Raw genomic sequence first — 25,878 nt, 5'->3', positions numbered from 1 at the left:
CCTCCGATATTTTAATAGTTGTCGTTCAACCCAATCCCCCCGCCCTTTCCCATTCATGGGAAAGGGGGCGGCTCTGGAGGATATATCCCCCGCCGCGCCGGGAGGGGTGGCACAGCCGGGGCGGGCCGTCAAGGGCAAGCCGCCGCAAGCGGCGGGCGTTCCGCCCCTTGACCGCCCACTCCCGGCTGTGCTCAGTAGCAGGCGGCGACGGGGGATATACCACCAGAGCCCCTCTCTAAAAGAACGCTATGCAAGGCGCGGGGGAGGGGCGCGGGAAAAAGAAAAACCTCGGGACAAAATGTCTCAAGGCTTACTTTTCCCGGTCGGTCTTTTTCTCCGGGGCGGTGCGCTCCGGGGGCTGTTTCTCTTTCCATTCGGCCAGCAGGGACATAATCTGGTCTTTCATTTCCCGGGGCGTGGCGTCCTTGCCGAAATACTTGTTCAGTTCAGCGGCGGAAATAATCACTTTGTCTACCTCCTTTTTTTCACGGCTCAAAATGCCGTCTATCACATCGCCGTTCAGTTTCCCGTCCTTATCCAGCTTGCGGAGCTCCTGCGCCTGGGAGAGCGAGGGGGACGCCTGCTCGCCCTCAATGGAAACGGCGATAAACCTCTGGTTTTTGGGCTTGATGAACGAGATTTCCACGGCGGGGGTGAAAGACAGCTTTTTCTCGTTCACCATAGACTGGAGCTCCGGCACAAGCTCGGTCAGCCGGATATACCGCTGTACCTGCTTGTAATTCATGCCGTTTCGTTCCCCCACGATTTCCGTGGAGCGTTTTCCAACGTCCCCGGTGGCCACGCCCTCCATCTTCGTCCCTTGATGGCTGATGGCCTCAACCTGCATTTTTAAGGACTGCGCTTTCTCCATCGGCAAAATCTTTTCCCGGTGGCGCAGGTTGTCGTCCGTCATCGCAAGGACAGCCTCATCGTCCGTCATGTTGCGGACGATACACGGCATATTGGCGAACCCGGCCAGCTCACTGGCCCGCTGGCGGCGGTGGCCCGCGATGATTTCATAGCCCCCGCCCTCGCGGGGACGCACCAGCGCGGGCTGGTGTACGCCGTTGTCCTTGACGGATGCTACAAGCCCTTTCATTTCCGCATCGTCCCGCACACCGAAAGGATGGTCTTTGAACGGGAACAGCTCCGAAAGTTTGAGATAGACAATCTCTTCCTTTTCAGCGCGGGTCGCGTCACGGGGCTGGGGCGGCGGCTCCGGCGCAGGCTGGGGAGCGGCGGGGGCTTCTTCCCTGCCCTTTACCGTGGCGGCCTTGGCCCCCTTGCTTTGGGACATTTTGTCTCGAGGTGGGGACGGGGGCTTGTCCGTGGCCGCCTTATCAGCCTTGGCCGGGCGGCCACGGCGGGCCCCCGTCCCTCCCGGTTCGCCGGGCCCCGCCTTTTCTTCCTTGGGCTTGCGGCCCCGTCTGCCCTTGGGCTTATCCGGTTCGGGCGCTTTTTCCTTGGCGGCCTTGTCCTTTTTGGCGGGCCCCTTTTCCCCGGTGGCCTTTTCCTCCGGGGCCGGGGTGGGCGGCTGTTCCGGTTCGGGCGGCTCGTTCTTTTCCACCTCCGCACGTTCCGCCGCCCGCCGCTCCGCCATCAGCTTTTCAATCTGGTCAGCGGAGACACTCACCTCGCCGGGAGCACCAGCCGGGGCATCCTGGGCGGGTGGTTCGCCGCCAGTCTGCTCGGGGGCGTTCTCCGGGGCCGGGGGCTCCGGGGTGGGAGCGTCCTGGGCAGGAGCACCCGCCGGGCCGGCATCAAACAAGCTGGGCTGGGGATTTTCCTCCGGGCTCACGTTTAATTTTTCGTCTGCCATTCGTTACCTCCTTTTTTAATTTCGTGAATGTTGCACAAATCTTGCGCTAAAAATTTGTTACTATTTTTTCGCCTCCCTCCCGGCTATCCACGCAAAAAAGCCGCCCGTTTTTTCATGCCGGACGGCTTTCTGCGTAATGTGATAGCTCAAATAATATTTTTTTGTGGGTGTAGGCTCCGAAAAGCCTTGATATTACAGTGTTCCTATTAAAACTCATTCATATGTATGCAATACCATATTTGCTAACACAAAAATCGTAATAGGACTGTTCAAATATGACTTCATCTTTTCCACTTTGTAAATCTTTACGATGTAATGCTCCCATTGCACCACCGGTTTCTTCACGTTCTGAATAATAAACAGCACCCTTAGTTGCAAACGGATAGGTTAATGTTTTGAAGGGCTTCTTTGTGTCAGCAACAAAATATTTGTCACCTGTTTCAGCTGAATAAAGAAGTATTTTACCTCCGAAAATAAAGGGAAAATCTGTCCAATTATTCTTTTCACAAAGCAGTATATAATCACTATTGTACCGTTTGTTTATATGGCTTTCTTCAGAGTTTAATATTATATCATCTGTACACTTTATTTGTTTATATGTATACAACATCATATTTATTAAAGAAATTACAAATATGATTTCTATAGCAGTGATGAAAATTTTTTTATATCTCATGTATATCACCCGATTAAATGTATTAATTAGGATATAGCGGTGTTCGTTACTACATCCTAATCCAACCACTAAAACTTTCGCATGCCCTTTTGTCAACAACACCTTAATATTCTTTCACGTCTAGTAATCTTTAAATTTTATTTAACGGAAGATTGAGAGTTACTATAACTGACTCCCATCAACGACTATTCAATAATATCGACTCGTAGAGTTTCCTTTTCTCCTTCACCTAAGTCAATATAGTATACGCGGACTTTACTTCCGTTTTCAATTGGCTGCCCTTTTGGATAATAAAAATAATTATCACCGATATAAAAATCATTCACCTTAAAAGACTTAAAGTCTTCACATATACCTTCCAATATTTCATACTCCCCTGCATAGTAAGCTTTCGCATAAGGGTCTAATCCATTCTCTGCAATATCACAAATTCCCCAAGTTCCAATAGTAGCAACAACTAATGCACCGAAAACACCAACTACATCCCATATATTTAATTTTTGTCTTCTAAAGCTTGATATAGCCTGACTAATCAGTCCTATCGCAACAATAATGAACGCTATATCAAATAGCAATTCTATCGGGAAAGTGTGTCTCGGAATCTCATATACCGTTTGCACATGCATATTATCTTACACCTCTAATATCGTAACCAATACTTATCAATCAATGCCTACTCCGATTAGCATAATTCACCGGACTATACCCAGTGCACTCATCGTAGATTCCGCCAGTATAGCAGACGATATAGAATACAATATTCATATCTCAATCATAGATAAAAGCAATGCAGCTTGATGCCCATCTAGCTTATTAATAAAGGGAAAAATGGGTTCTATAAACTCTTTTGAATGTTCATCTATAACCTCATCAAGTAAATTCAATGCTGGTGAAATCAAACTATAATCACTAGTTTTAATTGCATTTATAAGAATATCCGCAATTTGTTTAAGTGCATTCTCATCTCCGCAAAGAAAACAAACTTTATATAGAGCAAGTTTTACAAGTAGATTACGCTCAGTTTGGAGTAATCGAATCACTGAGTTTAGGTACTCTGATTTTTTATCCTCATTTTCATACAAGTTCATATATACATCATAATGAGACTGAATTGCAAAAAATCTTATATAGCAATCACTTGAGTAACAAAGCATTTCCAATCGCTGTAATGAGGACAAGGTCTTTCCTATACTTAAGGAATCCGTAGCTTCTAATCTAACTAATTCGTCTCTATCAAACGACAAATGATATAGAATCATTTCACTCCTGCTATCATACTGCTGTCCTAGTAAAACTGCTGCCCTTCTTCTAATCTCCCGGTTTTTAGAAAAGGCTAATTTCTGCAAAGTTATTAACTCTGTCTCACTAAATTCTTGTATTAATTCTAATTTTTCTATTTGTTTTTTCGACTTGCTATACATCTTTATTTCTTAATTTTTTTCATAAACCTCGCTTTCCCTGTACATTTTTCGAAGCAAAATAAAAATCAAACTTATTATTAAATGCTCCTCTGCAAGGTTTATCTCTAAAGTTTTTATTGTTTTATAATCTTTATAAGGCTACAACAAATCCAAGTAGCTTTATTGATGCAATAACTTTTTCCTAATTAAATTTCCTCCATAATCAAATATATAAAGTGTTTTCATAGAATCATGATAAACTTCAATGGCAATATAGTCTTGGCTGTATTCTGCGTGACAGTAATTTCTTTCGGTTCCAAGTTGATTCGCAGTAATTAAAATCTCTGTTTTTCCTGTTTTTACATCAATTTGAACTACATTATCCGACATATCATTACAATACAGATATCCATTTTTATATGTTCCATTATCCCATAACCAATAACTGGCATCCTCTTTTTCATTATTCAAAAGTGTTATTATACGCTCTTTAGCTTCTTCAAGTTGATATTCGATGATTTTATACTGGTAACTCTCTCCAATTCCAATAACAATAATGCTATCCTCATCTTTTGGAATAATATACGCAGGATATACATTTTCTGAAAATTGATGTGTGCTTACTTGCCCTGTGGATAAATTTTTAATAACAAGGCTCCCAAGATTTTCATCAACAGCAAATAATCTTCCGTTTATTATTTTAAATGATTCAAATGAATGTTCATCACCTTGTAGAAGTTTCTTCTGTACTCCGGATGCTATATCCTTTTCCCAAATCACATCATAAAATTGTTTCCCATTTTTTTCGTCATAAATTTCTTCAATGTAATATATAGCAGTCTCCTTTATCGCTATACATGAAGTTGGATCTATTGTAATCTTTTTCTTGCTCCCATCTAAGGCTATCATCACAGCGTCTGACGGTTGTCCACCCATTCCCCTTCCCGCAAAAACTAAAATATTTTCGCCGTTAAAACACATCTCTGTTCCAAATTCCTGAAAGATTCCTTTCTGATGCCATAAAAGATACTTCTTATCTTCTTTTATATCATACAAATACAATTTGCTTCCACAAATAAACGGAATTGACCAAACACTATTTCCTGAAGAAAATATCAAATAATTCTCCTGTGAGTGATTTCCATAATTTCCAACTTCATTTTTTTGATTAATGGTAATCTCTTTGGGTACATATTCGAATATAAGTTGTAATACTCCACTCACTAATATGAATATGCCAATCACATAAGTAACCTTTTTTATAATCTTTGTATAACACATGCCTCAATTCTCCACTTTTGTCATCCTCTCTCTTCAATGTAAGAGGGATGACATCAAGCTTATATATTATTTTCGTATATACTGCTTTCTGAGATTCATTTTAATTCACGTGGTTTTTCTAAGACTCACAAGATATAATATGTTTCACTTTCTGTGCTTCCTTCTCCTTTAAAACTACCCCGCTTATTTTATCTCTCATTACAAAACAACGGCTATTCTCTCTAGTAAGGTACAAAGTTTCTTTTTGCTTCTTGTAAATAACACGTAAAGCAACACCTGCACAACTCATCTTTCCGTCTTTTCCTTTATTAACCTTGTACGGAAACTTCCGAAATATCTGGCTCACCGTCTTTCTCTCCTCTTTTGAAAGTTCTCTAAGAAGCCTCAAACGTTTTCCAGTCTCATCGGTTTCCCACAACTCAATTTGCATTACATTTTTGTGAATCATTTTCTCCTTAATCCATGGCAGTATCATGCACCCTAAGCCTATCGCCATTGGCATTAGAAGTCTTGTACTAGGATACCACTTGCAATATAGCAACAAGTTCACGGAGAAAATAATCGTACCGACAAAACTTATATAAACCTTTTCTTTAATATCCATTTTACGCCTCATTGCTGCTATCCAAAATCTTTGTAGTTCTGCTGCGAAAATATGTTTAACTATAATAATATTTCTATTTTTTAAAAGCATTATACTTTCAACATAGACATATTATATTCATTTCGATTATCAAATTCGTTAGCCGCTATTTGATAATTGAGTCCCCAACTTTTAAATAACGCTCGTTCTTTTTCAGATTCTCCATAAATGCAACAAATGTCTTCATGTGTCTGCGTAAATAAAAGACAATTTTTATTTTCATCAAATAAACATAAATCCTCTGGTAAGTTTGGATACAACCATTGACTTAAAGCGCCATATTCTATTGCTTTAAGTCTGAACTCTTTCGTTATTTGAAAAACATAAATGTCCAAAACATGGCTGTACTTTGAATTGAATACTTTCTTATCTACATAGTTTTTTATTAATTTTGGATAAACCGCCTCTATTAGTGAGTTACAGTTCTTGCGATACATATTATAGTCTTTATTTAATTTTATACTATTGCAAAAACCTTTCTGCCTGAAATTAGGCAATATAAACATTCCATAAGTACTTTTTTTTAAAATATAATTTAGGAATTCACTATTACTTGTTGAATTAATCTGAATTGATAACATATTTCTCCTTTTAAGATGAGTTATACAAAATAATATCATTTTGTATAACTCATCGCTAATTTAATATTATCTTACCATATATGCGCTTTATTTTTTCTATTCTGTACATGATAATGATAAAAGTATCCCGCTACTCCTGCCATATTTTTATCAATCTCTGGACCTATAATACCTGTAAAACTTCCAGCTAATGATTTGGCAAAATGTTTATTTATAGCAAAAACATTATTTTGTCTCCGAATCCTAGATTTAGCTTGAGCAAAACTGATTCCTCTTCCAATTGTGATATATTTAAAACCATTAATACTATTCATATATCCCTCAAAATATTTTTGCTTTTTCCTCTTTACTTTATCTTCTATCTTAGATTGTGCCTTTGCAATCTTTGTATAAATTTCTACACTAGATTGTACTTTTAGAACATATGGCTTTGTTCCGCTCCATACTTTTTGTACTCCTTTACGAATTTGGTTACCTACTGAAGATAATCCATTTCCTATCATGGTACAAAAATTTCTCCAAGAATTTTGAAATTCTGGAGTAGACATAAACTCTGTTGCTGCAATCAAAGCCGCAGTCAATGCAGCTATTGCACCAGTTGAAAGAGCAAAATGCCCACTCGGATCGACATAGTTCACCGGGTTATTCGCACAATACGCATACAAATGCAGCGTGTTCGGGTCATTCTCACTACCCCTGTACGTATCCTCCGTCAAGAACCTTTTATCTGCCGGATTGTAATACCTTGCATTGAGATAGTAAAGCCCTGTAGTCTCATCGTAGATACCACCTGTATAGCAGATCTCGTTATACAAATCCCCGTGGACAGTCGTCTCGCCAAAATCACTGTATTCATAAGAGTTTGCACAGTTTCCGCTGCTGTCCAAAATACTAGTCGTGCTGGCACGGATATCCTTGTTGTAGAAGTAATAATCCTTACCAGTTTCAGCATCCCGCTCAGCAGCAATGATATTTCCGGCATCACCAAAAGGTTCAGAGTATTTCTGTTTGTATAGCCACTTGTGTGCACTATGCTTCCCATCTGATAATCATAGGCGGTGTATAAGGATACTCCTACTGCCTCCACAAACTTACTGGTGCGCTGTCCTAACCCGTTATACCCGTTGTCCTGGCGGAAAGTATAAGCGCCATTTTCCATGCAGGTTATCATGCACAGTCTGTTATCTGCATCATAGGTGAATTTCTTTTCTGTACTGCCGTTTTTAAGACGGTATTTTTATTTTTGACAACATGACTTTCAGATTGAATTTTGCTAAAAGTAGAGACAAACTATTTAGGTCGTCTGTCTCTACCTTCTCCTTACATTAACCGCACTATTCTGTTGCTACCTCCAGTTTTACGACTTCTTCCACATCATCTACACATACATAAGTGACTCTTATATATCCTTCCTCCGGTACAGGATTATTTATGAAACGTACAACCGAGAATTCTTTACCATTAACAGTAAATCTAACATTTCCTCCTTTGGGTTCAACTCGTTCAGTAATTTCCCCTTCTACAACTTCATAATCTCCACTGTAATATGCATTAGCATATCGTTGCGGCATTCCACCTCCTTTTCCTTCTACAATCAGTGTAATAAGCAAAAAAACGCATATCAGGAAATCTCCTAACAATTTTGCCGAGTCTTTTGAGGTTACAACATCCTTCTCTCTAAATTCTTTGAATCGATTAATCGAATAAATCACCATCGCAATAAGGAATCCTAAAACCACCACTATAAACGTTGGAAATGGATGTTTTGATATTTCATATACCGTTTCGAATGTCATAGCAGTTATCTCCTTCCTTAAAATCTGCGTTTTGTTGACGCATGCATTCGCCTGTTTTCTACAGGCACCTTTTTGTTTTTCATGCCACGCGACTGAATTATATAATGCACAAGCTTAATAATAGCCACCATATTCTAGAAAGCTTCATCCCATCCTGCAAACTCGAAATAAGCTTATCTACAAGCGCAAGCGCCACTAAATATATAAAGTAGATTTCTTTTTCGTTTATAAAATAATTAGAGCCAAAAATCATCTATGTTGTCAAATTTGCTCATAACATTTCCTCTGCCAGTCTTCTAAATCATCTTTTATTATCTTTAATTTTCATCTTCTTTAAATTTAATGCTCTCTATTTTTTCGCATTCTCGCATAAGGTCATAATCTGTCATTTCTTCAGGTGTGGACCAATCAAACAGTATCACAAAACCATCTACACAAGTACTTGTCTCATTCTTCCAAAAATTATACGAACTTGAGTTTGGATCAAATTCAAAAATAGTTACTTTTCCATACTCTGAGTTAAAAGTTTTTCCTGCCTTTGCTCCTGCTCCTTCACCATCTTCGTCCCACGGAATTTCTATTTCTTTACCGTCTGTATAGCCAAGATATTCTGCAATTCCATCAATGCTTTTTTCTATCAACGGCTCTTCAGGCTCTATTCCGCACATGAAAAAAGAAACACATGAGACTATAAGCAGGAATGCCAAAATAACCTTTTTGATTACATTTTTCACAGCTGATCTCCTCTATGCAATTAAACATTAACACCTACTGGGATGATATTTAATCAAATCGTCCCAGTAGGCATGATTCTTACACTATAGCTTCCAATTAATTCCTTTTTCGTACTAATCACTTCCACCATTCTTAGTTTCATTTTTGCCTCTGTTATGAAAAACTAGTAGCTCCAACTTTTTGGAAAGAAATCTTCTCGTCATCTTTTATCATTTTACAGCAAATAATGAATTAGATTACTTAAATAATAACTGTAAGCACTTATCACGATTACATATTTCTATTGCATCTGCTTCCCATTTATCAAACTAATAACTACTCTACTAATGACCGAACTTCGTGCTCACACTTTATCTCTCTTATATAAGAAAGTGCCTGTTCTTCTGTTTTGCTGAAAATAACACACCGTAAAGCATCAATACAAACAAAAATATCTTCTTCTGTAAAATATAAAAATGTTGCACCCATTTCTCGACACCCGACTAATACCATTTTATGGAGCAATCCAAAATAACCTATATATAAACATTTCCAACTAAGCAAGTTTAAAATAAATCTTGTTTCAAATCCCCATGTTTTTTTTGCATATGTGTCAGTAACCAAGTTTCCATGTGCACCTATACAGCCCACAATATCATCGTTTTTATTGTTTTCATAAAGCTTATGAACAATATTTATAATTTCTTTTTCTCCATGAAGATAGGTTCTCATAGGAATATTTCCGTCTAGTGCCCTCTGAAAAAAGTTTTCTTCTCCACCTTCTAATACCCCACAGCAGATAATCGAATACGGATATTCATTCAATAACTCAAAATATTTATCCGCATCACAGGATTTGATTGTATCTACAAACATTTTATTCATTTCTCTTTTTCCTTTTAAAACGTGTGGTTTATATAAATAACATTCATATTTCCTTTTTATGCAGTTTTCCATTTTTTCTATATTTTCATCTGTGAGGATTTGGCGAATCAGTTGATTCGCAGTAATTAAAATCTCTATTTTTCCTGTTTTTGCATCAATTTGAACCACATTATCCGACATATCATTACAATACAGATATCCATTTTTATATGTTCCATTATCCCATAACCAATAACTGGCATCCTCTTTTTCATTATTCAAAAGTGTTATTATACGCTCTTTAGCTTCTTCAAGTTGATATTCGATGATTTTATACTGGTAACTCTCTCCAATTCCAATAACAATAATGCTATCCTCATCTTTGGAATAATATACGCAGGATATACATTTTCTGAAAATTGATGTGTGCTTACTTGCCCTGTGGATAAATTTTTAACAACAAGGCTCCCAAGATTTTCATCAACAGCAAATAATCTTCCGTTTATTATTTTAAATGATTCAAATGAATGTTCATCACCTTGTAGAAGTTTCTTCTGTACTCCGGATGCTATATCCTTTTCCCAAATCACATCATAAAATTGTTTCCCATTTTTTTCGTCATAAATTTCTTCAATGTAATATATAGCAGTCTCGTATAATCCAATTATCCTTCATAGAATGATTGGATTCACTTTTTCCTTTCTTTTTATTTTGGTTATATCAAGGAACCCATTTGTTCCTGTATAATACTTAAAGCACTGTGGATTTGTATCTATCGCATTACAGCTTTGACTGGTAGAAGGAGACTCAGACCACAGCTTTTCGTCTATTACTGTTAATCAGTTAGTTAACGCTTGACGTTTCATGTTTCGAGAATACACAGTCGAATTCCCTGTGGATAAACAGCGGTGCTAAATACTATCGCAAGGAGTTTTTTGCCATGTACTATGTCGGAATTAATGTTTCCAAGTACAAACACGACTGCTTCATTCTCCTTTAGTGCTATACATGAAGTTTGAATCAATTGTTATCTTTTTCTTGCTCCCATCTAAGGCGATCATCACAGTGTCTGACGGTTGTCCGCCCATTCCCCTTCCAGCAAAAACTAAAACATTTTCGCCATTGAAACACATCTCTGTTCCAAATTCTTGTAAGATTCCTTTTTGATTCCATAAAAGGTACTTTTCATCTTCTTTTATGTCGTATAAATATAATTTGCTTCCACAAATAAATGGCATTGACCAAATACTATTTCCTATTTTTCTCCCAATCAAAGTAATCCAAAATCATCATATAGAATCGATTATCTCATTTATATTATTCATTAATAAATTGCACGTATTTAATTCGTTATGACATAGTATAACATCAAGTTTTTTTACGTCTTTATTTTTCATAAGGTGCACTAATCCTAAAAGATCCGAAAATTGTATTTCTATATGTTCAAGCGTTTCTTTCCATTCTGATTCTGAAAGAAGTCCTGTTTCATAATCCTCATTGATATCAATGATATTCTCTGAATACATTTTCTCAATTATTTCTATCGCTTCTATATAACGCTTCATTTTTATATTCGTATAAATAGAAATATCCGCAATATCTTCTTCAGTAAAGCCATGCCATTTTGCTAATTTCTTTCGCACGCTATCTAACGATATAATATCCGTGACCTGTAGAAGCTCTGGAAAAATATACTTTGCAAACAAATCAAAACTCATCTTTTTTCCGGTTTCTTCAGCAAATACACGAACATTAAAACTTGGAAATATGACCATTTCTGGATCCACTTTCATGCATAAAGGAAGTACATCATAGTAAATATTTCCACCATCTTCACCATCCACAAAAACTATTATAAATAATTCCTCATTAATGATACGATAAAAGTAGTTCTTATTATATTGAAAATCTTGCGCTGTTAATAAATCTAAGATACTATTCTTTATCTTCTCCTTTTGTTCTTCCGCAGTACGCAGCAAGCTATATTTCAGGGCTATGCGTTCCTCAATTTGCGTTTTATCTTCAAATCTTGGAATATCACTTAGCATTGAAATTTCACGTTCGATGGAAATTCCTAACAAATGTATCTGTTTATATTCTGTTGTAGTCTCATCATAAATACAGCATAGCCCTTCGTGAAATACTGTTTTTAGAAAACATGCACCATTTTCTTTGATAAAGCATGGATCTTCTGGATAACCAAAAATTCCAAAACTCATTCCAGGAATATCCTGTAGAATATATGTTTTTGTTTTATCGTTAATTCTATATACAAGAATTTTGTTTATCTCCTCAAATTCCGAATTAAAGTAGACCGTATCCAAATAAGTCACTACTAGTGCACTTTTCATTTTTTCAAAAAAAGGTTGCGCTAAATAGGAAGTATTTTGTTGTCCACAGTTTATATCTGAAAGAGAAATTCTAAATGAAAGATAAGCAGTGTTTTCACATAAATATCTTAGTAATTTCTGATTCCATATTGCCTCATTAAAGTTTAAAAGTAGCAAGGCTAACACCCTCTCTTTTTTATTTTACTAGTAATAATTGTTAAATGCACCGGGTATAAATTACTAAGCTATACCCGGTATGATATCACTAATTATACACCAAAGAACCAAATATGTGCTTGATTTCTTCGGTTCCAAACATGATAATGATAATAATATCCTATAGTAGATGCTTTACCTTTATCAATTTCCGGTCCAACTACTCCTGAAAATCGTTTTGCGACATTAAATGCATGCGGTTTATCTACCGCAAAAATATTGTTTTGCGCTTTTACTCTACAAATTGCTTGGTTTAGTGTCAACGCCTTTCCAATTGCAACATAAGAATATTTTCCACTCTTTTTTAAAGATGCCGCAAAGTATTTACTGCCATGTTTTTTATTCCTTACCTTTTCCCTAATTTTAGACTGTGCATTTGCAACCGTAGTATATGCTTGTACACTTGTCTGCACTTTTTGCACATAAGATTTTGTACCATTCCATACTTTCTGTGCCCCTTTTCGCAGCTGGTTACCTATTGAAGATAAGCCATTATCAATTGTTGTACAAAAATCTCTCCATGATTGCTGGAATTCAGGTGTTGACATATATGCCGTTGCTGCAATCAAAGCCGCAGTCAATGCAGCTATTGCACCAGTTGAAAGAGCAAAATGCCCACTCGGATCGACATAATTCACCGGATTATTCGCACAGTACGCATACAAATGCAAGGTATTCGGGTCATTCTCACTACCCCTGTACGTATCCTCGGTCAAGAACCTTTTGTCCGCCGGATCATAATACCTGGCATTCAGGTAATAAAGCCCGGTGCTCGCATCATAAATCCCTCCGGTATAGCAGATTTCGTTATACAAATCCCCGTGAACAGTCGTCTCACCAAAATCACTGTATTCATAAGAGTTTGCACAGTTTCCGCTGCTGTCCAAAATACTAGTCGTGCTGGCACGGATATCCTTGTTGTAGAAGTAATAATCCTTACCAGTTTCAGCATCCCGCTCAGCAGCAATGATATTTCCGGCATCACCTAGAAGATTCAGAGACTTCTTCCCTGCACTGCCGTCGGTAAAGACTACACTGCCGCATCCATAAGCGTAGTGCGTCTCTTCGGAACCCTTGCCCTGTACCTGCTCATACTTGGCAATACGCTGACCTGCTAAATCTGATTACCGTTGGCATCATAAATGTAAGCAGTGTCGTCACTTGCAACCAAATGATTTCTAAGATTGCAGCTATAAGTACTATTTGCCGTAGCAATAAACGGTTCGTAAAAACATAAATCAAAGCAATAATCCCATGAATGAAGATTATAATACTTTTGGAGTTGATTCTCTTTGTCATATTTTGTCCTTTCGTTTGTTATAATATCAAATCTACATCCCGCCTGTACTCATTTTCTTTAATTTATATTTCAAGTATGCTAGATGAGATTCTATTCTCTCCTTCCTTTCACGAACAAATTTATAAGTCAACATCAGCAATCCAATAAATATTATGCCCAACGCAATCCCAATTAAATAGTGATGAGTAAACACACTTACATATATCCCAATTATAATAATTACCATAGCAGGAATCATATACAAGCATGACTCTCTTATCCCTTGTTTCTCAGCTTTAATAAATTCATTTTCATCTAGGATATAATTGACTACAGCCGGTTGCTCTGATACAATTTTGCCAATATCAATGCCGCCTTTGTTTAAGGACTCATCAGTCACATATTGCATATCTACAGAAGATCGAGACTCTTCTAAAACATCTAGGTTAATCTTTATGCACGGTGATTTTCTTATAAAAAGCGATGCTTCCGAAAAATCATCATAAGAAATACAAAAATAGATGTAGTTCAAAATGACAATCAATATTTTTTCAATAATTGTAGCTATGATATTTGACTTGCTTTCTTTAAAAACAAGAACCACATGTTTTTCTTGAATATCAATTTGACAAGTTTCCTCTGCCTTTAATTCCAATTCTATGTTTTCTGTTTCTGTAGTTATGTTTACATCGACATCATAACTTACTTTTGAATTAATTCTTAGTTTCATTTTTGCCTCTGTTATGAAAAACTAGTAGCTCCAACTTTTTGGAAAGAAATCTCCTCGTCATCTTTTATCGTTTTACAGCAAATAATAAATTAGATTTCCTAAATAATAACTATAATCACTTATCACGATTACATATTTCTATTGCATCTGCTTCCCATTTATCAAACTAATAACTACTCTACTAATGACCGAACTTCGTGCTCACACTTTACATCCCTTATATAGTTCATTGCCTGTTCCTCTGTTTCGCTGAAAATGATGCATCGTAATGCGTCAATACAAACAAAAATATCTTCTTCTGTAAAATATAAAAATGTTGATCCCATTTCCCGACATCCAACTAATACCATCTTTTTCAGTAATTCAAAGGACTCAATACGCAGGCATTTCCAACTAAGCAAGTTTAAAATACATCTGGTTTTTAATCCCCACGTTTTTTTCACATATGTCCCCGTGAGCAAAATTCCATGAGTGCCTATATACCCTACAATATCTCTTGTTTTGTTATTTTCATAAAGCTTATGAATTAATCTAAGAATATCTCTTTCACCACGAAAAAACGCTTCCATAGGAATATTTCCGTCTAGTGCCCTCTGAAAAAAGTTTTCTTCTCCGCCTTCTAATACCCCACAGCAGATAATCGAATACGGATATTCATTCAATAACTCAAAATATTTATCCGCATCACAGGATTTGATTGTATCTACAAACATTTTATTCATTTCTTTTTTTCCTTTTATAACGTGTGGTTTATACAAATAGTGATTCGTATAAACCACACTAATCATTTAGTACCTCAGAATGGTTCCATCCTTAGCTAATGTTGCTATTCGCTTTTTCGCTCCTTGCATTAATTTCCAAAAAGATCCTCCATGTCCAACCATTTTAGAAGCATTTACAGCTCTATCTTTTACTATCCTCCAACCATCAGGACCTTTAAATCCCTGTCCATTTGGTAGTTTAGTATTAAACTTGCTCAAGTCCACTTTTCCATTTCCGTCAAGCAATTTATTAGAAATTCCTTTTCTTACAGCTTCTACCTTTTTGTTTGCACTTTTCCCTTTTGTTTGCTGTGATGTCTTTGTACCTTTTGCCTTGCTTTTGCTCGACTTCTTCGCTTTAACTTTATAATATTTTACACCTTGGTAAACAGTTACACAAATTAAAGCTGTTATAACTAGTACAACGCCTGTAGGACTAACCACAAAAGCACCTACTGCTGCAGCTCCTTGTACAACTCTATAAGTACCCGTCGCTACCCACAATGCTTCGGCATAATGTCCACTCGGATCAACGTAATTCACCGGGTTATTCGCACAGTACGCATACAGATGCAAGGTGTTCGGGTCATTCTCACTACCCCTGTACGTATCCTCCGTCAAGAACCTTTTATCCGCCGGGTCATAATACCTGGCATTCAGGTAATAAAGCCCGGTACTCGCATCATAAATCCCTCCGGTATAGCAAATTTCGTTATACAAATCTCCATGAGCAGAAATTATTTCAATAGCAATGATTACGGAATTATTCCAAGAACTTTCATTTCCTTAAAAAATGCATCTGCCTGTCCATTGGGATTTGCAGTTTTTGTAGCTTTTATTTCTGCTGGTTCGTACTCATATCCATGAATAATGACCGCAATATCTCTTCCAAATGTTTCCTTTAAAAAGTTTTCCTTTTGCAGCTGTTTTATTGACGCAGCGCATAAATCTAAAAGCTTTTTCCACTTTACATTTCGATGTTCAAGTAAATAATCAAGTGTAATTCCATCCTGCTCCCAGAAGGCGTAGTTCCAGCGTTCTTCTCCAATTTGTCCTTCCTCATGATTAAAGCTTATCTCAAATTCTGTAATCGTATTGTCATCATGATCGATAAACAGAGATATTACATAGATGTTTTCTCCTTGCCAACTACTAATAATCTTTCGAAGTTCTTTTAGAAGTTCTTCCTTGGAAAGAGGGCTTTTGCCCGGCAATTCAGGTATAACTTCGTCAGTTATGAGTGATTTTACAATGGGTGGAATACGGCAAGGATATGCATCTTTTCCATCGACAGATAACATACAATCATTCAACATATTCCTCTCATCATAATTAAATTTCAGAGTATATTTAGTCTCAAATAGCTTATTACCAAGTACTGAAATGTCATTCATTTCAGCGTAAACTAATTTCCCTATCTGGTCATATTCATAAAACTCTAAGGTCAAGTCAAAACTATCTGCACTGAAGTAAGAAGATAGAAAACTATTACTGATTATTTTACCATTTCTATATTTTGACACGACCATACCGGAAAATTCATCAAGGTCTGTCAAAATAGAATATTCAACATCTCCTTCTCTATCTATCCATTCAAATCTTTGAAATTCCACTTCGTCGCAACAATGCTTCTGTACTAACTTTATTTCTCCTTGATGGAAATAGTAACAATAATCAGGTCTGCTTCTTTTTGTAACTTTTTTTAGTAAGTTTCCTCTTGAAATATTCGTTGTCACTATTTCCTCAATTAAACTTGGGTTATAGTATCCACGTACCATACAGAGACCGCCGCGCGAATATTCTTTCTCAAAACTGTCTTTGTTTGCCAAATCTTGCTTCATTTTTTTCACGCTATTATTTGTATAGTATATCATAATATTTTCATCTATATATCTTTTATATTTAATTATAGTGTTTTTATTCTTCATCACTTAATCTCCCATTGTAGGCTGAATCTAATTATACTAATTTAAGCAAGGATATGAATATCAACTTTTAATAAAGAAAACATTCATGATATCAAATATCCATAACTCGCATATCTTATGATATTTTTTTCTTAAAATGGTGCGATTTCATCTAACTGCCTAATATAAGTTCTCAAGGTTTTTAAAGCAAGTTCTACTTTTTGCTTATTTTTTCTCTTAGAATTCCTTTTATCATAGGCTGACTTCATCATGGAATTTACCATTTCATAATATGTTTTTCTGTGTAGTCGTCTATGAAGACCTTTTTTAATTCTAATTAAGTTATCAGAATTGCTCACCTTTTTTCCAACTTTGCTAAAAATCTTTCTAGCAGGTTTTGCTCTCGTAGCAGTTTGTGCAACAATATGATGTACTTCTGTTCCTCCATATCGTTTCTTTGATTTAGAGAAGCTTGTACCAATATCTTTAGATAACTGTTTCGCCTTTGACTTCACATACTCGGAGGCTCCGCTTAAAGTATTCTCAATACCTCTAATAGCTCTTCCCCACGCCTCCTGAAACTCTTTTGTAGTTGTAAGATAGGTTAGAGTAATGCCACCTATTACAATTGCCGCTCCCTTTGCAATCCACGGGATAAAAAATATTGCAACATGCCCACTCGGATCAACATAATTCACCGGGTTATTCGCACAGTACGCATACAGATGCAAGGTGTTCGGGTCATTCTCACTACCCCTGTACGTATCCTCCGTCAGGAACCTCTTATCCGCCGGGCTGTAATATCTGGCATTGAGATAATAAAGACCTGTCGTCTCATCGTAAATACCGCCCGTATAACAGATCTCGTTATACAAATCCCCGTGGACAGTCGTCTCGCCAAAATCACTGTATTCATAAGAGTTTGCACAGTTTCCGCTGCTGTCCAAAATACTAGTCGTGCTGGCACGGATATCCTTGTTGTAGAAGTAATAATCCTTACCAGTTTCAGCATCCCGCTCAGCAGCAATGATATTTCCAGCATCGTCTAACAGATTCAAAGACTTCTTCCCTGCACTGCCGTCAGTAAAGACTACACTGCCGCATCCATAAGCATAGTGCGTCTCTTCGGAACCCTTGCCCTGTACCTGCTCATACTTGGCAATACGCTGCCCCTGCCCGTTATACAGATTCTCCTGCCGGAAAACTTCCGCGCCATTTTCTGTATAGGTTACCGTATCTAGCCTGTTATCTGCATCATAGATAAAATCTCGAACAGTATCCCCGCTGACCTGCCGAATCTGATTACCGTTGGCATCATAAATATAAGCAGTATCGTCACTTGCAATCAGCTGATTCAAGCTGTTGTACGTATTCGTCGTCTCCACCTTGCCAGTTCTGAAATCCTTCACCGTCAAGCAGTTTCCAACTTCATCATAGGTGTATTGCTTGCCGGCGCCCAATATCATTCTGCCTAAATTATCATACTGATAATACCGGGACTCGCTTACCTGATTTTCCGTTTCTTGAGGATAGAAATTTTTCCTTACCTCTTCTATAATCTGGTCATCATAATCATAGGTATACGTATATTTCTCAACCTCACCGTCCCGCTCACTGTCAGTTACTGTGATAGATGTATTTCGATCCAGCTTATCATACCCATAAGTCTTCAATGCATAGCCGGTGCCACCGAGAGCCTCTCTGTTGTCCTTAATCGTTTCAATCTGCCCACGGACGTTGTGTGTGTATTCACGAAGCACTGCGCGGCCTGTGCTCGTAACCGCCGTAATCTCAGAGAGTCTGCCGTAATCATCATAGGCATATTCCAGTGCCTCTACCTGACTGTCAAATCCGGACGGATAGCTTACCCGTACAAGGCGGTCATCATTGTCATAAGCATAAGTAATCCTCCTTGCTTCAAGCTGTCCTTCACTTGGCTGTGCACCCTCACAAGAAACCTCCGCCTCGCTGATCAGGTTTCCACTTTCATCATACCTTGTTTCCGTCCATCTGTAAAGGGTTTTGCTTCCGCTCTCAAAAGCATAATCCTTCATCTCTGATACGTTACCGCCAGTATCATAAGAAAACTCTGTCCGCAGTGTCTGCGCACCTGCTGCATCAAAATAATTGATTGCAATTTCCCTGTCCAGACTGTCATACTCGTAAGTCCTGTAGTTTCCTGCAGCATCCGTCTCTTTGGAAAGGGTTCCATCCTCAGCATATCCATAGGTCTTCGTAATTTCTCCATCAGCGGCATTTCCGATGGTGGATTCGCTGATAACCTGCCCGGAAAGATTTGTAACAGTTCTGCTCTTCGTACCGTTTGCCATGGTAATCGTAACCGAAGAGGCTTCATTTCCCTCCGTTGGGTCTGCATAACTGACTGAGGTTTTCACGGCAGATACGTTCGCATCTTGTACGAACTCCGTCAGTCTGCCCTCTATGTCATAAGCCATCGTGTCTGAATTAAAAAAGGAACTATGGTCGACTCTTACTGCCTGATCCTGATCGTTATAAAACGTCTTACTTTGAATTGAGAATTCTCCAGGTCTGCATCCCTTCGCTTCTCTGTCGTAGTCTGCATCACGAATGGTTCGTATCTGATTGCCTCTGGCATCATAGAGATACGCAGTGATGGCAGTATCCGCCATGGTCTGCCCTTCCCCTAAAGTGACCTGACTCAGGCAATTTCCTGACTTATCGTAGGTGTAGTAGGTGGAAATACCTTGGCTATCCTGACGAAGGACATTACCACTTCCGTCTGTAAAAGTTTTGCTCACCTGACTTCCAGAAACTGTAGTCGTAATCTTAGCATAAACTTTCTCTGTATCCCCAAGGGCTGCGTTTTTATCAATGGAGCCATAATGGATAGACGTAGACTCACTTCTCTGCTTGCCTCCAGTGGTTGTCACAGTGTTTGCAACGCGATTCATATTGTCATAGGTATAGCTTACGCTCTCTGTCTGTGACTTTCCATTCTCTGTTGTAGTAGTCGTCTGGCTGCTTACCGCATCGTTTGCTGTATAGCTGGTTACAACCGTGGTGATACGGCTGCCTTCCTGCTCTGTAGCCCTTGTCACTCTGCCAAAACTGTCATAGGTATAAAAGCCCATAGACTTCAATACGCCGCAAACAGTAACGGTGCTTTCCAGCTCTCTGCCCATCAGGTCATATTTCGTAACGGTCACTGTAACGGTATCGCCTACGGTTTCCGTAGTAGTCTCCGTCTTATTACCCGCACTGTCATAGGTGTATGAATAAGTCACAGTACTGGTCACAACGCCGTTGATACTTTCTGTCTCAGATTCGATTTCTCCATAAAGGAAATCATCAATATCTCCGTCTTCTTCTGTATAGTAGTCATAGTCTGTACGGACTCCTGTAATATTGTCAAACTGTGAAGTCAGATTTCCAAAGATGTCATAGAGATAGGTGAAATCGCCTGTGACAGTACTGCCTCGCCTTGTGATTTCACGACTTGGAAAATCTTCATCAAATTCTCCAGTATTGTCGTATTCATACTCAACCAGTTCCTCCCACTGACTGATTTCTGTGGCTTCTTCTGTCACATTTAAGGTATCATCGTATTCTGTAGTCGTCACATAAGTATCAATCTGCTCTGTTACAAGACCTGTTTCTTCACCAATTACCTCATAAGTAACCTGCTCTGTGGTCTTTGCCAGCATTTCATCGCGATAGGAATATGCCGTGACGAGACCATTTCCGTCGACTACCTCCAGACAGTTTCCCGATGCCACGTCAAAGGCAGCTGTTTCTTCGCTCAATGTAAAGCCATCTTTTTTCACGGCAGTTACAGTCTGTTCCATGCCTTCTGCGCCTTTACTGCGAGTAAACAAAAGACTTTCTCCGTCTGGATAGACTGCTTCCTTTACGCTGCCATCTCTGTCTGCCTCTATCTGATAGACATTTCCTGCAGCATCTGTCATGATTTTTAAGTTTCCATTTCCGTCATACCCATAGGTAAAGCTTGCGCCGATTTCTCCGCCTGTTCCCAGCTTTGTCGCCTTGGAAAGACGACCATCTGCATAAGTATATGCCATACCGCTTCCGTCAGGCATGATGACTTTCTTGACTGTTGCAGGGTCAGTACCTGCCTTATCGTTATATACAAAAGTCATTTCCAGATTATTGCTTGTCATGACGCTTTTGACAAGCCCTGTATAAAGATCATAGGTAAAGAGAAGGAAATTTCCATTCGGCTCTTCCATATATACAAGCTGCCCGGATGCACTAAAATAGTAGCTGAGATTCTCCTTAGTTTCTACAAGGTAAGCTGCTTCTATCGTCTTTTCTACTTTGCCATCCTGTGACCCAGTACTCTTATCCGGAAGCTTTATGGTAATCTTTCCTTCCTCGCCGGAAAACTTGCGAAGTGTCAGGTATTTTCCCATGGATGAAATATACTCGCCGCTTGCGTTAGGCTCCTTTGTAAAGAAGAATAACGTGCCGGAACTATCCTTCATCACAAGCCTTTGCCCTGTCTCCAGTTTATCGCTGTAATCTGTCGAAAGAAGCTCAATATCATAATTATGGTTCCAGCCGATACCAAAAGCTGATTTTGAAGATGCCATACTGTTGTAGGTGCGCGTAAGTTCCACAGGAAGCTGTTCATTCGGCAAGGTCAAGTCGGTCTGCTCATAGAAGAAGTTCCCCTGACTCTTTTCGATAGCGCCGCTGCCAGAAGGCATCTGAAAATCTGCATAGTTCCAATATTCTTTATATCCAAGGCGTTTGATGAACTCATTCTCATCAACCACAGTACTTTCTGCTTCGTCAGAAAAAGCACTATAGCTGATGACCGCTCCCTTATTATCTCTTTTAACAGCACGAACCCGGTAGTAAAATCTGGTCTCGTAGTCTGCGTTAGGCTCAACAAAGCAGCCTGCATTTACTTCCGCCAAAGGCTCCTGCAGCAAAGGATCAAAGCCCTTTTCTGTACTGCGATAAATTTCGTAGCTGATATCCTCCGGCAATCTTTCCGGAATCTTCCACTTCAGATAAGTCTTATAATTGATCTTATCCTTGGCAGAAAGACCTTTTGGACGGTAGTTTTCCATTCCGTCTATGACAAAGGTTTCCGTCTCCAGCCTGTCAAGGGTAAGCATAACTTCTGATGGCATGCCGTTTTCTTTGACCGCCTTGATGGTCAGACTTTCGCTTGTAAGAGAGCCGTCTGACAGAGATAGAATCTCCACAGTTTCCCCTGCTTTAATCTCTACAAAATCCCCCGTCGTCTTTGCATAGTAAGTACAGTCTTCCTCAGATTCCCTTAAGGTAAAGCTGACCATATTTTCCATGGTAACAAGCCCTTCGCCCTTTTCATTAAAGGAAATCTTCTCCGCCCGTGCATTTTCTATGAGTGTGCTGCTATAAGCTGCGCCGCCGAAAAGTCCATGGGTTACAGCAGCGACGCAGTATGGTCTTCCTTCCTCATATTTTCCCTTACCGTCTTCTGTTTTTAGACTACTGGTCTGGCTGTTTTCTTCTGCTTTCTGATTCTCAATGTACCAGTCGGCGCTAGAAAGAGTAAAGCTTCTGAAAAAGCCTGCAGTCAGCTGCATATATGCTGCATCTGTGCCAAATATGATCTGCGGGCTGTCATAGTTTTGATCGTCCGGTCTTTCGATACGAAAAGCCGGATCTACAATTGTTGGCGCTGGACAATTCTCGTCCTTATATATATCACAGGTTACAGTTTTCACGTTACCTGCAATGTCCATTACTTCCAGTTTGATGGTATACCAGCCGGCTGCATAGTTTTCGTTATACAGACCTATGTCGCCGAAAAGCGCATCTTCCTTTTCTGTATCACCAGAAAGCACCTCTCTGTAGCTTTCATCTGCCGCTGATTTTTCTTTGATATATATTTTCCAGCCGGAAAATTCTTCATCTGCAGCGCTGCCTCTGATGATACCCTGATCTGCCTCTGCAATCTCTGCTGTAGGAAGAGTCTTATCCACTCTGATATTGATGGTTCTCTCTTCGCCCGGCAGACCGTCCTGATCAATTGCCCGCACGCTGAGTATATATGTACCTTCTTTATCCGGAAGCACTGCGGTAAAAGTGCCGGAAAGTGTCGTAATGCCGGTAATATCGGTCCAGTCCGCATCTTTTTCTTCTACTTTGTACTGCAGACCGGTAATCGCTTTGACAGAAGATGGCATGTTAAACTGCACCATCGTTTCTCCGCCCTTTGAGGTGGCAGCAGTAAGCTGCGGCTTTGCAATGCGGTTAGCTATCGTAATTTCTTTAGTGATGGTCTTTCTGTTTCCTGCCGCATCGGTTAGGTTCATCTTCAGCACATAGGTACCGTTTGCTGTTTTTCTTGTATCAAAGGCTTTAGAATTTGCACCGGAGGTAGAGCCTGAAGCGTTGTCATAGATATCGCAGACTTTTTCACCAGCTGCGCCATTCTCTCCCTTTTGATGCAGGCTCATGATATTGCTGACAACCGGGCTTCCGGTATCCAGGTCTGGAGTTCCGGTAATGTACGAAATACCGGAAAGCTCATTTGTCTCTGTAATTTCACCTTGATTTTTTGCTGAAATGCGTCCTGTCGGCGGCTCATTGTCAAACCAGTAAGGAATCTCGCTGATGCATGCATTACCTGCCTCGTCGGTAACCTTTACATAAATAGCATATCTTCCCTGTATCACAAGGCTTTCTTCGATGTAGAAGGTTGCTATGTACCCGCCTCCCGACTTGGAAAGATACAGACTTTCAGGCGTCTTGTATCGCTCTGGTACAGGATTGGTGCCCGGCCAGTCAAGGACATAGGTGATGTTTTCTTCTTTAAATTCTGTGGTAATATCGTCTTTGATTCCTGTCAGCTGCACCATCGGCTGCGGGTTGGTCCTCCATCCGGAAATGCTTGGTGATACACTTTCTACAATGTACGCGGATTCGACCGTTGGAGCCTCTTCATCCTGTATGCCGTTAATCTGTACAGGCCCTCGTGTATGGATTGTGCTCGATCCATTGTAGTAGTCCATTCTAAACTCAAGACGGTATGTACCGCTTTCAATGTCATCAGGAATCGGTATATCCATCGTAAATTTTCTGCCGGACTGGCTTGTTTCAATGGTTTCAAAGGCACCTGCCGGATTGACCGCCTGTCCTGTTTCTGTATTGACAAGACGATACTGGATACTTGTAATAGCGCCCGATAGAGGAGTTTGGTATATGATATTTATTTTCTCTCCTGCTTCATAGGCATCATTTAATAAGTTCCAAGTATCCATAACGCCGTCACCATCTCCAAAATACGTAACGGAAAGTTTTGGACGATAGGTGGTACTTGTGTATCTGCTGCCGTAAAATTCCGCATATGCAGTGCTGCTTTCCTGCGCATTTCGTAACATAATACCGTAATTGCTCGAACCAGTAGAAATATTTCTCGCAAAGAGGGTCAGATTAAAACGTCCCGCTCTTTTATCTACACCAGATGTTGTCATACTGGAGGTTCTGGTTGCGCCCACGGTCGGCTGTTTATTCCATGTGATGGTCTTTTTGTCCCAACTGCTGGTAACCTTATATGCTTCAATCGTTCTGCCGCTGTAACTGTCTGCATTTTCATATACGGAAAGTTCTGCGCTGTCTACAAGGGTGCCATTGATGACACTTTTCAGACTGAGAAAGTTGATGTAGGTTCTGTAAGTGCCGCCGGAGCCTTTGCCTACAGGCATACTCTGTCTTGCTGTGGTATAGTAATTAGTGGAGGCACTGCCGCTGTAAACATAAGCATCCCACAAACTTTCCCCGCTACTGGTATTCGCCCAGGTGTTAGTCGGGTCGATGGTAACCGGATACTCACGTTCTTTTGCTTTCAAATATTTCTTGTCGATGGTTAGAGTCAGGATATATGTATCCGTTTCGTCCTCTTTTTCCTCGATGGTATATGCTAAATCCTCGCTGTAGGCTTCGCCTGTCGCATCGTTCATGTTTGGAGGCAGTATCTGGTTAACCAGTTCCTTGCTCTTCTTATCATAAAAACCAATGCTTCCATCAGCTTCTGATACTTCTGCCACAAGTCCCGGCGCGCTGATTTCAAACTGCAGTTCGTTTTTTGCTGGTCTTTTGGTCAGCACGATATTTTCTTTAATGCCGGTGTTTAGGGAGATATATTCTACGTAGGCAAGGGCTGTCTCGTCTTTGTAGGTGGCTTTGACGTTCTTTTTCTTCACCTTACCGTAGGCATCTTCAGTCTTTTCTTTTTCTTTCTTTACTTTTACCTTTTTTCCGAAAAAATCTTTATATGTTTTTTCGGTCGGTGCGATGGTAATCTGGTAGTCGTCTTTTTCCAGCAGAACCGGCGTCTCTTCCGACAACGCTTCAGGTATGTACTGATAGGAATCTCCTGCAGTATTTCTATATAGGTAGCCGCTTCTGTCCTGCTTCTCTTCGCTCTGCGCTAGGAAAGCACTGTCAAGCTCTATATATGCAGGGGCATAGTCTGTCAACTCTCCATTTTCATCTTTGAATCGCACATTTTCTGTGAAGAAGATACTGTACCGCTTCTTTCCTCCCAGGTCAAAGGTGGTGTAGTCTTCTCCGCTTTCTGAAAGGATTGCTTCGTCTTCTGTCACGTCTTCTGGATTCAGATAGGTGATTGCTTCGCTGCCTGTGTTTGCGCTTGTGCCAGCTCTTTCCTTCTGCTGATCGCTGTCATCTGCGAAGGCTGCTGCCGGAATAGCGCTTACAACGAGGCAAACACTTAGTAGGATGGCAATGGTTTTCTGAATTGGGTTACATGTTTTTCTTTGATTCATTGCTTTCTCTTCCTTTCTTTTTCGATATCTATATAAGCAAAAAGCCACATTGTCTAGGTGTGGCTTTCTGGTTATATTTGTATTATATATAT

General features: G+C 39.6%; 20 protein-coding genes. All 20 read right to left on the bottom strand.

The annotated features are described in order from the left end of the window. Positions 1 to 310 precede the first annotated feature (310 nt). On the bottom strand, positions 311 to 1,819 hold the full coding sequence (locus V1225_RS08725; protein WP_338546134.1) for a ParB/RepB/Spo0J family partition protein: 1,509 nt from the start codon (positions 1,817 to 1,819) through the stop codon (positions 311 to 313). 217 nt (positions 1,820 to 2,036) lie between these two features. After that, positions 2,037 to 2,495 (bottom strand): hypothetical protein, encoded by a 459-nt coding sequence (locus V1225_RS08720; RefSeq protein WP_338546132.1) that lies wholly within the window; start codon positions 2,493 to 2,495, stop codon positions 2,037 to 2,039. A gap of 185 nt (positions 2,496 to 2,680) precedes the next feature. Next, on the bottom strand, positions 2,681 to 3,121 hold the full coding sequence (locus tag V1225_RS08715) for a hypothetical protein (protein ID WP_251631647.1): 441 nt from the start codon (positions 3,119 to 3,121) through the stop codon (positions 2,681 to 2,683). A 135-nt stretch (positions 3,122 to 3,256) separates the two neighbouring features. Then, the gene (locus tag V1225_RS08710; protein WP_338546130.1) at positions 3,257 to 3,916 is read right to left on the bottom strand and encodes a HEAT repeat domain-containing protein; all 660 of its coding nucleotides are present in this window, start codon (positions 3,914 to 3,916) and stop codon (positions 3,257 to 3,259) included. 159 nt (positions 3,917 to 4,075) lie between these two features. Next, positions 4,076 to 5,176 carry a hypothetical protein gene (locus V1225_RS08705; protein WP_338546128.1) on the bottom strand — a complete coding sequence of 367 codons (1,101 nt, stop codon included), beginning with the start codon at positions 5,174 to 5,176 and terminating at the stop codon, positions 4,076 to 4,078. Between the two features lie 118 nt (positions 5,177 to 5,294). Continuing rightward, positions 5,295 to 5,780, bottom strand: coding sequence for a hypothetical protein (locus V1225_RS08700; protein WP_338546127.1), 486 nt, complete (start codon positions 5,778 to 5,780; stop codon positions 5,295 to 5,297). A gap of 89 nt (positions 5,781 to 5,869) precedes the next feature. After that, the gene (locus tag V1225_RS08695) at positions 5,870 to 6,400 is read right to left on the bottom strand and encodes a hypothetical protein (protein WP_251631533.1); all 531 of its coding nucleotides are present in this window, start codon (positions 6,398 to 6,400) and stop codon (positions 5,870 to 5,872) included. Between the two features lie 71 nt (positions 6,401 to 6,471). Continuing rightward, positions 6,472 to 7,287 (bottom strand): RHS repeat-associated core domain-containing protein, encoded by an 816-nt coding sequence (locus V1225_RS08690; protein ID WP_338546125.1) that lies wholly within the window; start codon positions 7,285 to 7,287, stop codon positions 6,472 to 6,474. A gap of 447 nt (positions 7,288 to 7,734) precedes the next feature. Further along, a complete protein-coding gene (locus tag V1225_RS08685) occupies positions 7,735 to 8,196 on the bottom strand; it encodes a hypothetical protein (protein ID WP_338546123.1) in 462 nt (153 codons plus the stop codon). Between the two features lie 317 nt (positions 8,197 to 8,513). Next, positions 8,514 to 8,930, bottom strand: a complete 417-nt coding sequence (locus V1225_RS08680) for a hypothetical protein (RefSeq protein ID WP_251616522.1) — start codon at positions 8,928 to 8,930, stop codon at positions 8,514 to 8,516. A gap of 316 nt (positions 8,931 to 9,246) precedes the next feature. Beyond that, complete coding sequence (locus V1225_RS08675; protein ID WP_338546121.1) at positions 9,247 to 10,056, bottom strand: hypothetical protein; 810 nt, start codon at positions 10,054 to 10,056, stop codon at positions 9,247 to 9,249. Between the two features lie 8 nt (positions 10,057 to 10,064). After that, positions 10,065 to 10,364 carry a hypothetical protein gene (locus V1225_RS08670; protein ID WP_338546119.1) on the bottom strand — a complete coding sequence of 100 codons (300 nt, stop codon included), beginning with the start codon at positions 10,362 to 10,364 and terminating at the stop codon, positions 10,065 to 10,067. A gap of 396 nt (positions 10,365 to 10,760) precedes the next feature. Then, positions 10,761 to 11,012, bottom strand: coding sequence for a hypothetical protein (locus V1225_RS08665; RefSeq protein WP_251631546.1), 252 nt, complete (start codon positions 11,010 to 11,012; stop codon positions 10,761 to 10,763). Between the two features lie 51 nt (positions 11,013 to 11,063). After that, positions 11,064 to 12,281 (bottom strand): hypothetical protein, encoded by a 1,218-nt coding sequence (locus V1225_RS08660; protein ID WP_338546116.1) that lies wholly within the window; start codon positions 12,279 to 12,281, stop codon positions 11,064 to 11,066. Positions 12,282 to 12,373: 92 nt separating this feature from the next. After that, positions 12,374 to 13,207, bottom strand: a complete 834-nt coding sequence (locus V1225_RS08655) for an RHS repeat-associated core domain-containing protein (protein ID WP_338546114.1) — start codon at positions 13,205 to 13,207, stop codon at positions 12,374 to 12,376. Positions 13,208 to 13,651: 444 nt separating this feature from the next. Continuing rightward, entirely contained in the window at positions 13,652 to 14,329 is a 678-nt protein-coding gene (locus V1225_RS08650; protein ID WP_338546112.1) for a hypothetical protein, read from the bottom strand. 173 nt (positions 14,330 to 14,502) lie between these two features. Continuing rightward, complete coding sequence (locus tag V1225_RS08645) at positions 14,503 to 15,051, bottom strand: hypothetical protein (RefSeq protein WP_338546111.1); 549 nt, start codon at positions 15,049 to 15,051, stop codon at positions 14,503 to 14,505. 66 nt (positions 15,052 to 15,117) lie between these two features. Further along, the gene (locus tag V1225_RS08640; RefSeq protein WP_338546109.1) at positions 15,118 to 15,810 is read right to left on the bottom strand and encodes an RHS repeat-associated core domain-containing protein; all 693 of its coding nucleotides are present in this window, start codon (positions 15,808 to 15,810) and stop codon (positions 15,118 to 15,120) included. Between the two features lie 35 nt (positions 15,811 to 15,845). Next, positions 15,846 to 17,018: a hypothetical protein gene (locus V1225_RS08635; RefSeq protein WP_338546107.1), complete on the bottom strand. Its 1,173-nt coding sequence runs from the start codon at positions 17,016 to 17,018 to the stop codon at positions 15,846 to 15,848. A gap of 131 nt (positions 17,019 to 17,149) precedes the next feature. Beyond that, the gene (locus V1225_RS08630) at positions 17,150 to 25,786 is read right to left on the bottom strand and encodes a DNRLRE domain-containing protein (protein ID WP_338546105.1); all 8,637 of its coding nucleotides are present in this window, start codon (positions 25,784 to 25,786) and stop codon (positions 17,150 to 17,152) included. Positions 25,787 to 25,878 lie beyond the last annotated feature (92 nt).

Source organism: Emergencia sp. JLR.KK010, from assembly GCF_037018265.1.
Classification (GTDB): Bacteria; Bacillota; Clostridia; order Peptostreptococcales; family Anaerovoracaceae; genus Senimuribacter; species Senimuribacter intestinalis.
The sequence above is the reverse complement of the archived record's forward strand: the minus strand, read 5'-3'. Positions and strand labels throughout refer to the sequence as shown.

Excerpts from the sequence above, each read along its gene's own strand:
- V1225_RS08725 (WP_338546134.1), bottom strand. The coding sequence starts at position 1,819 with ATGGCAGACGAAAAATTAAACGTGAGCCCGGAGGAAAATCCCCAGCCC.
- V1225_RS08720 (WP_338546132.1), bottom strand. The coding sequence starts at position 2,495 with ATGAGATATAAAAAAATTTTCATCACTGCTATAGAAATCATATTTGTA.
- V1225_RS08715 (WP_251631647.1), bottom strand. The coding sequence starts at position 3,121 with ATGCATGTGCAAACGGTATATGAGATTCCGAGACACACTTTCCCGATA.
- V1225_RS08710 (WP_338546130.1), bottom strand. The coding sequence starts at position 3,916 with ATGTATAGCAAGTCGAAAAAACAAATAGAAAAATTAGAATTAATACAA.
- V1225_RS08705 (WP_338546128.1), bottom strand. The coding sequence starts at position 5,176 with ATGTGTTATACAAAGATTATAAAAAAGGTTACTTATGTGATTGGCATA.
- V1225_RS08700 (WP_338546127.1), bottom strand. The coding sequence starts at position 5,780 with ATGGATATTAAAGAAAAGGTTTATATAAGTTTTGTCGGTACGATTATT.
- V1225_RS08695 (WP_251631533.1), bottom strand. The coding sequence starts at position 6,400 with ATGTTATCAATTCAGATTAATTCAACAAGTAATAGTGAATTCCTAAAT.
- V1225_RS08685 (WP_338546123.1), bottom strand. The coding sequence starts at position 8,196 with ATGACATTCGAAACGGTATATGAAATATCAAAACATCCATTTCCAACG.
- V1225_RS08665 (WP_251631546.1), bottom strand. The coding sequence starts at position 11,012 with ATGCCATTTATTTGTGGAAGCAAATTATATTTATACGACATAAAAGAA.
- V1225_RS08650 (WP_338546112.1), bottom strand. The coding sequence starts at position 14,329 with ATGAAACTAAGAATTAATTCAAAAGTAAGTTATGATGTCGATGTAAAC.
- V1225_RS08645 (WP_338546111.1), bottom strand. The coding sequence starts at position 15,051 with ATGAATAAAATGTTTGTAGATACAATCAAATCCTGTGATGCGGATAAA.
- V1225_RS08635 (WP_338546107.1), bottom strand. The coding sequence starts at position 17,018 with ATGAAGAATAAAAACACTATAATTAAATATAAAAGATATATAGATGAA.
- V1225_RS08630 (WP_338546105.1), bottom strand. The coding sequence starts at position 25,786 with ATGAATCAAAGAAAAACATGTAACCCAATTCAGAAAACCATTGCCATC.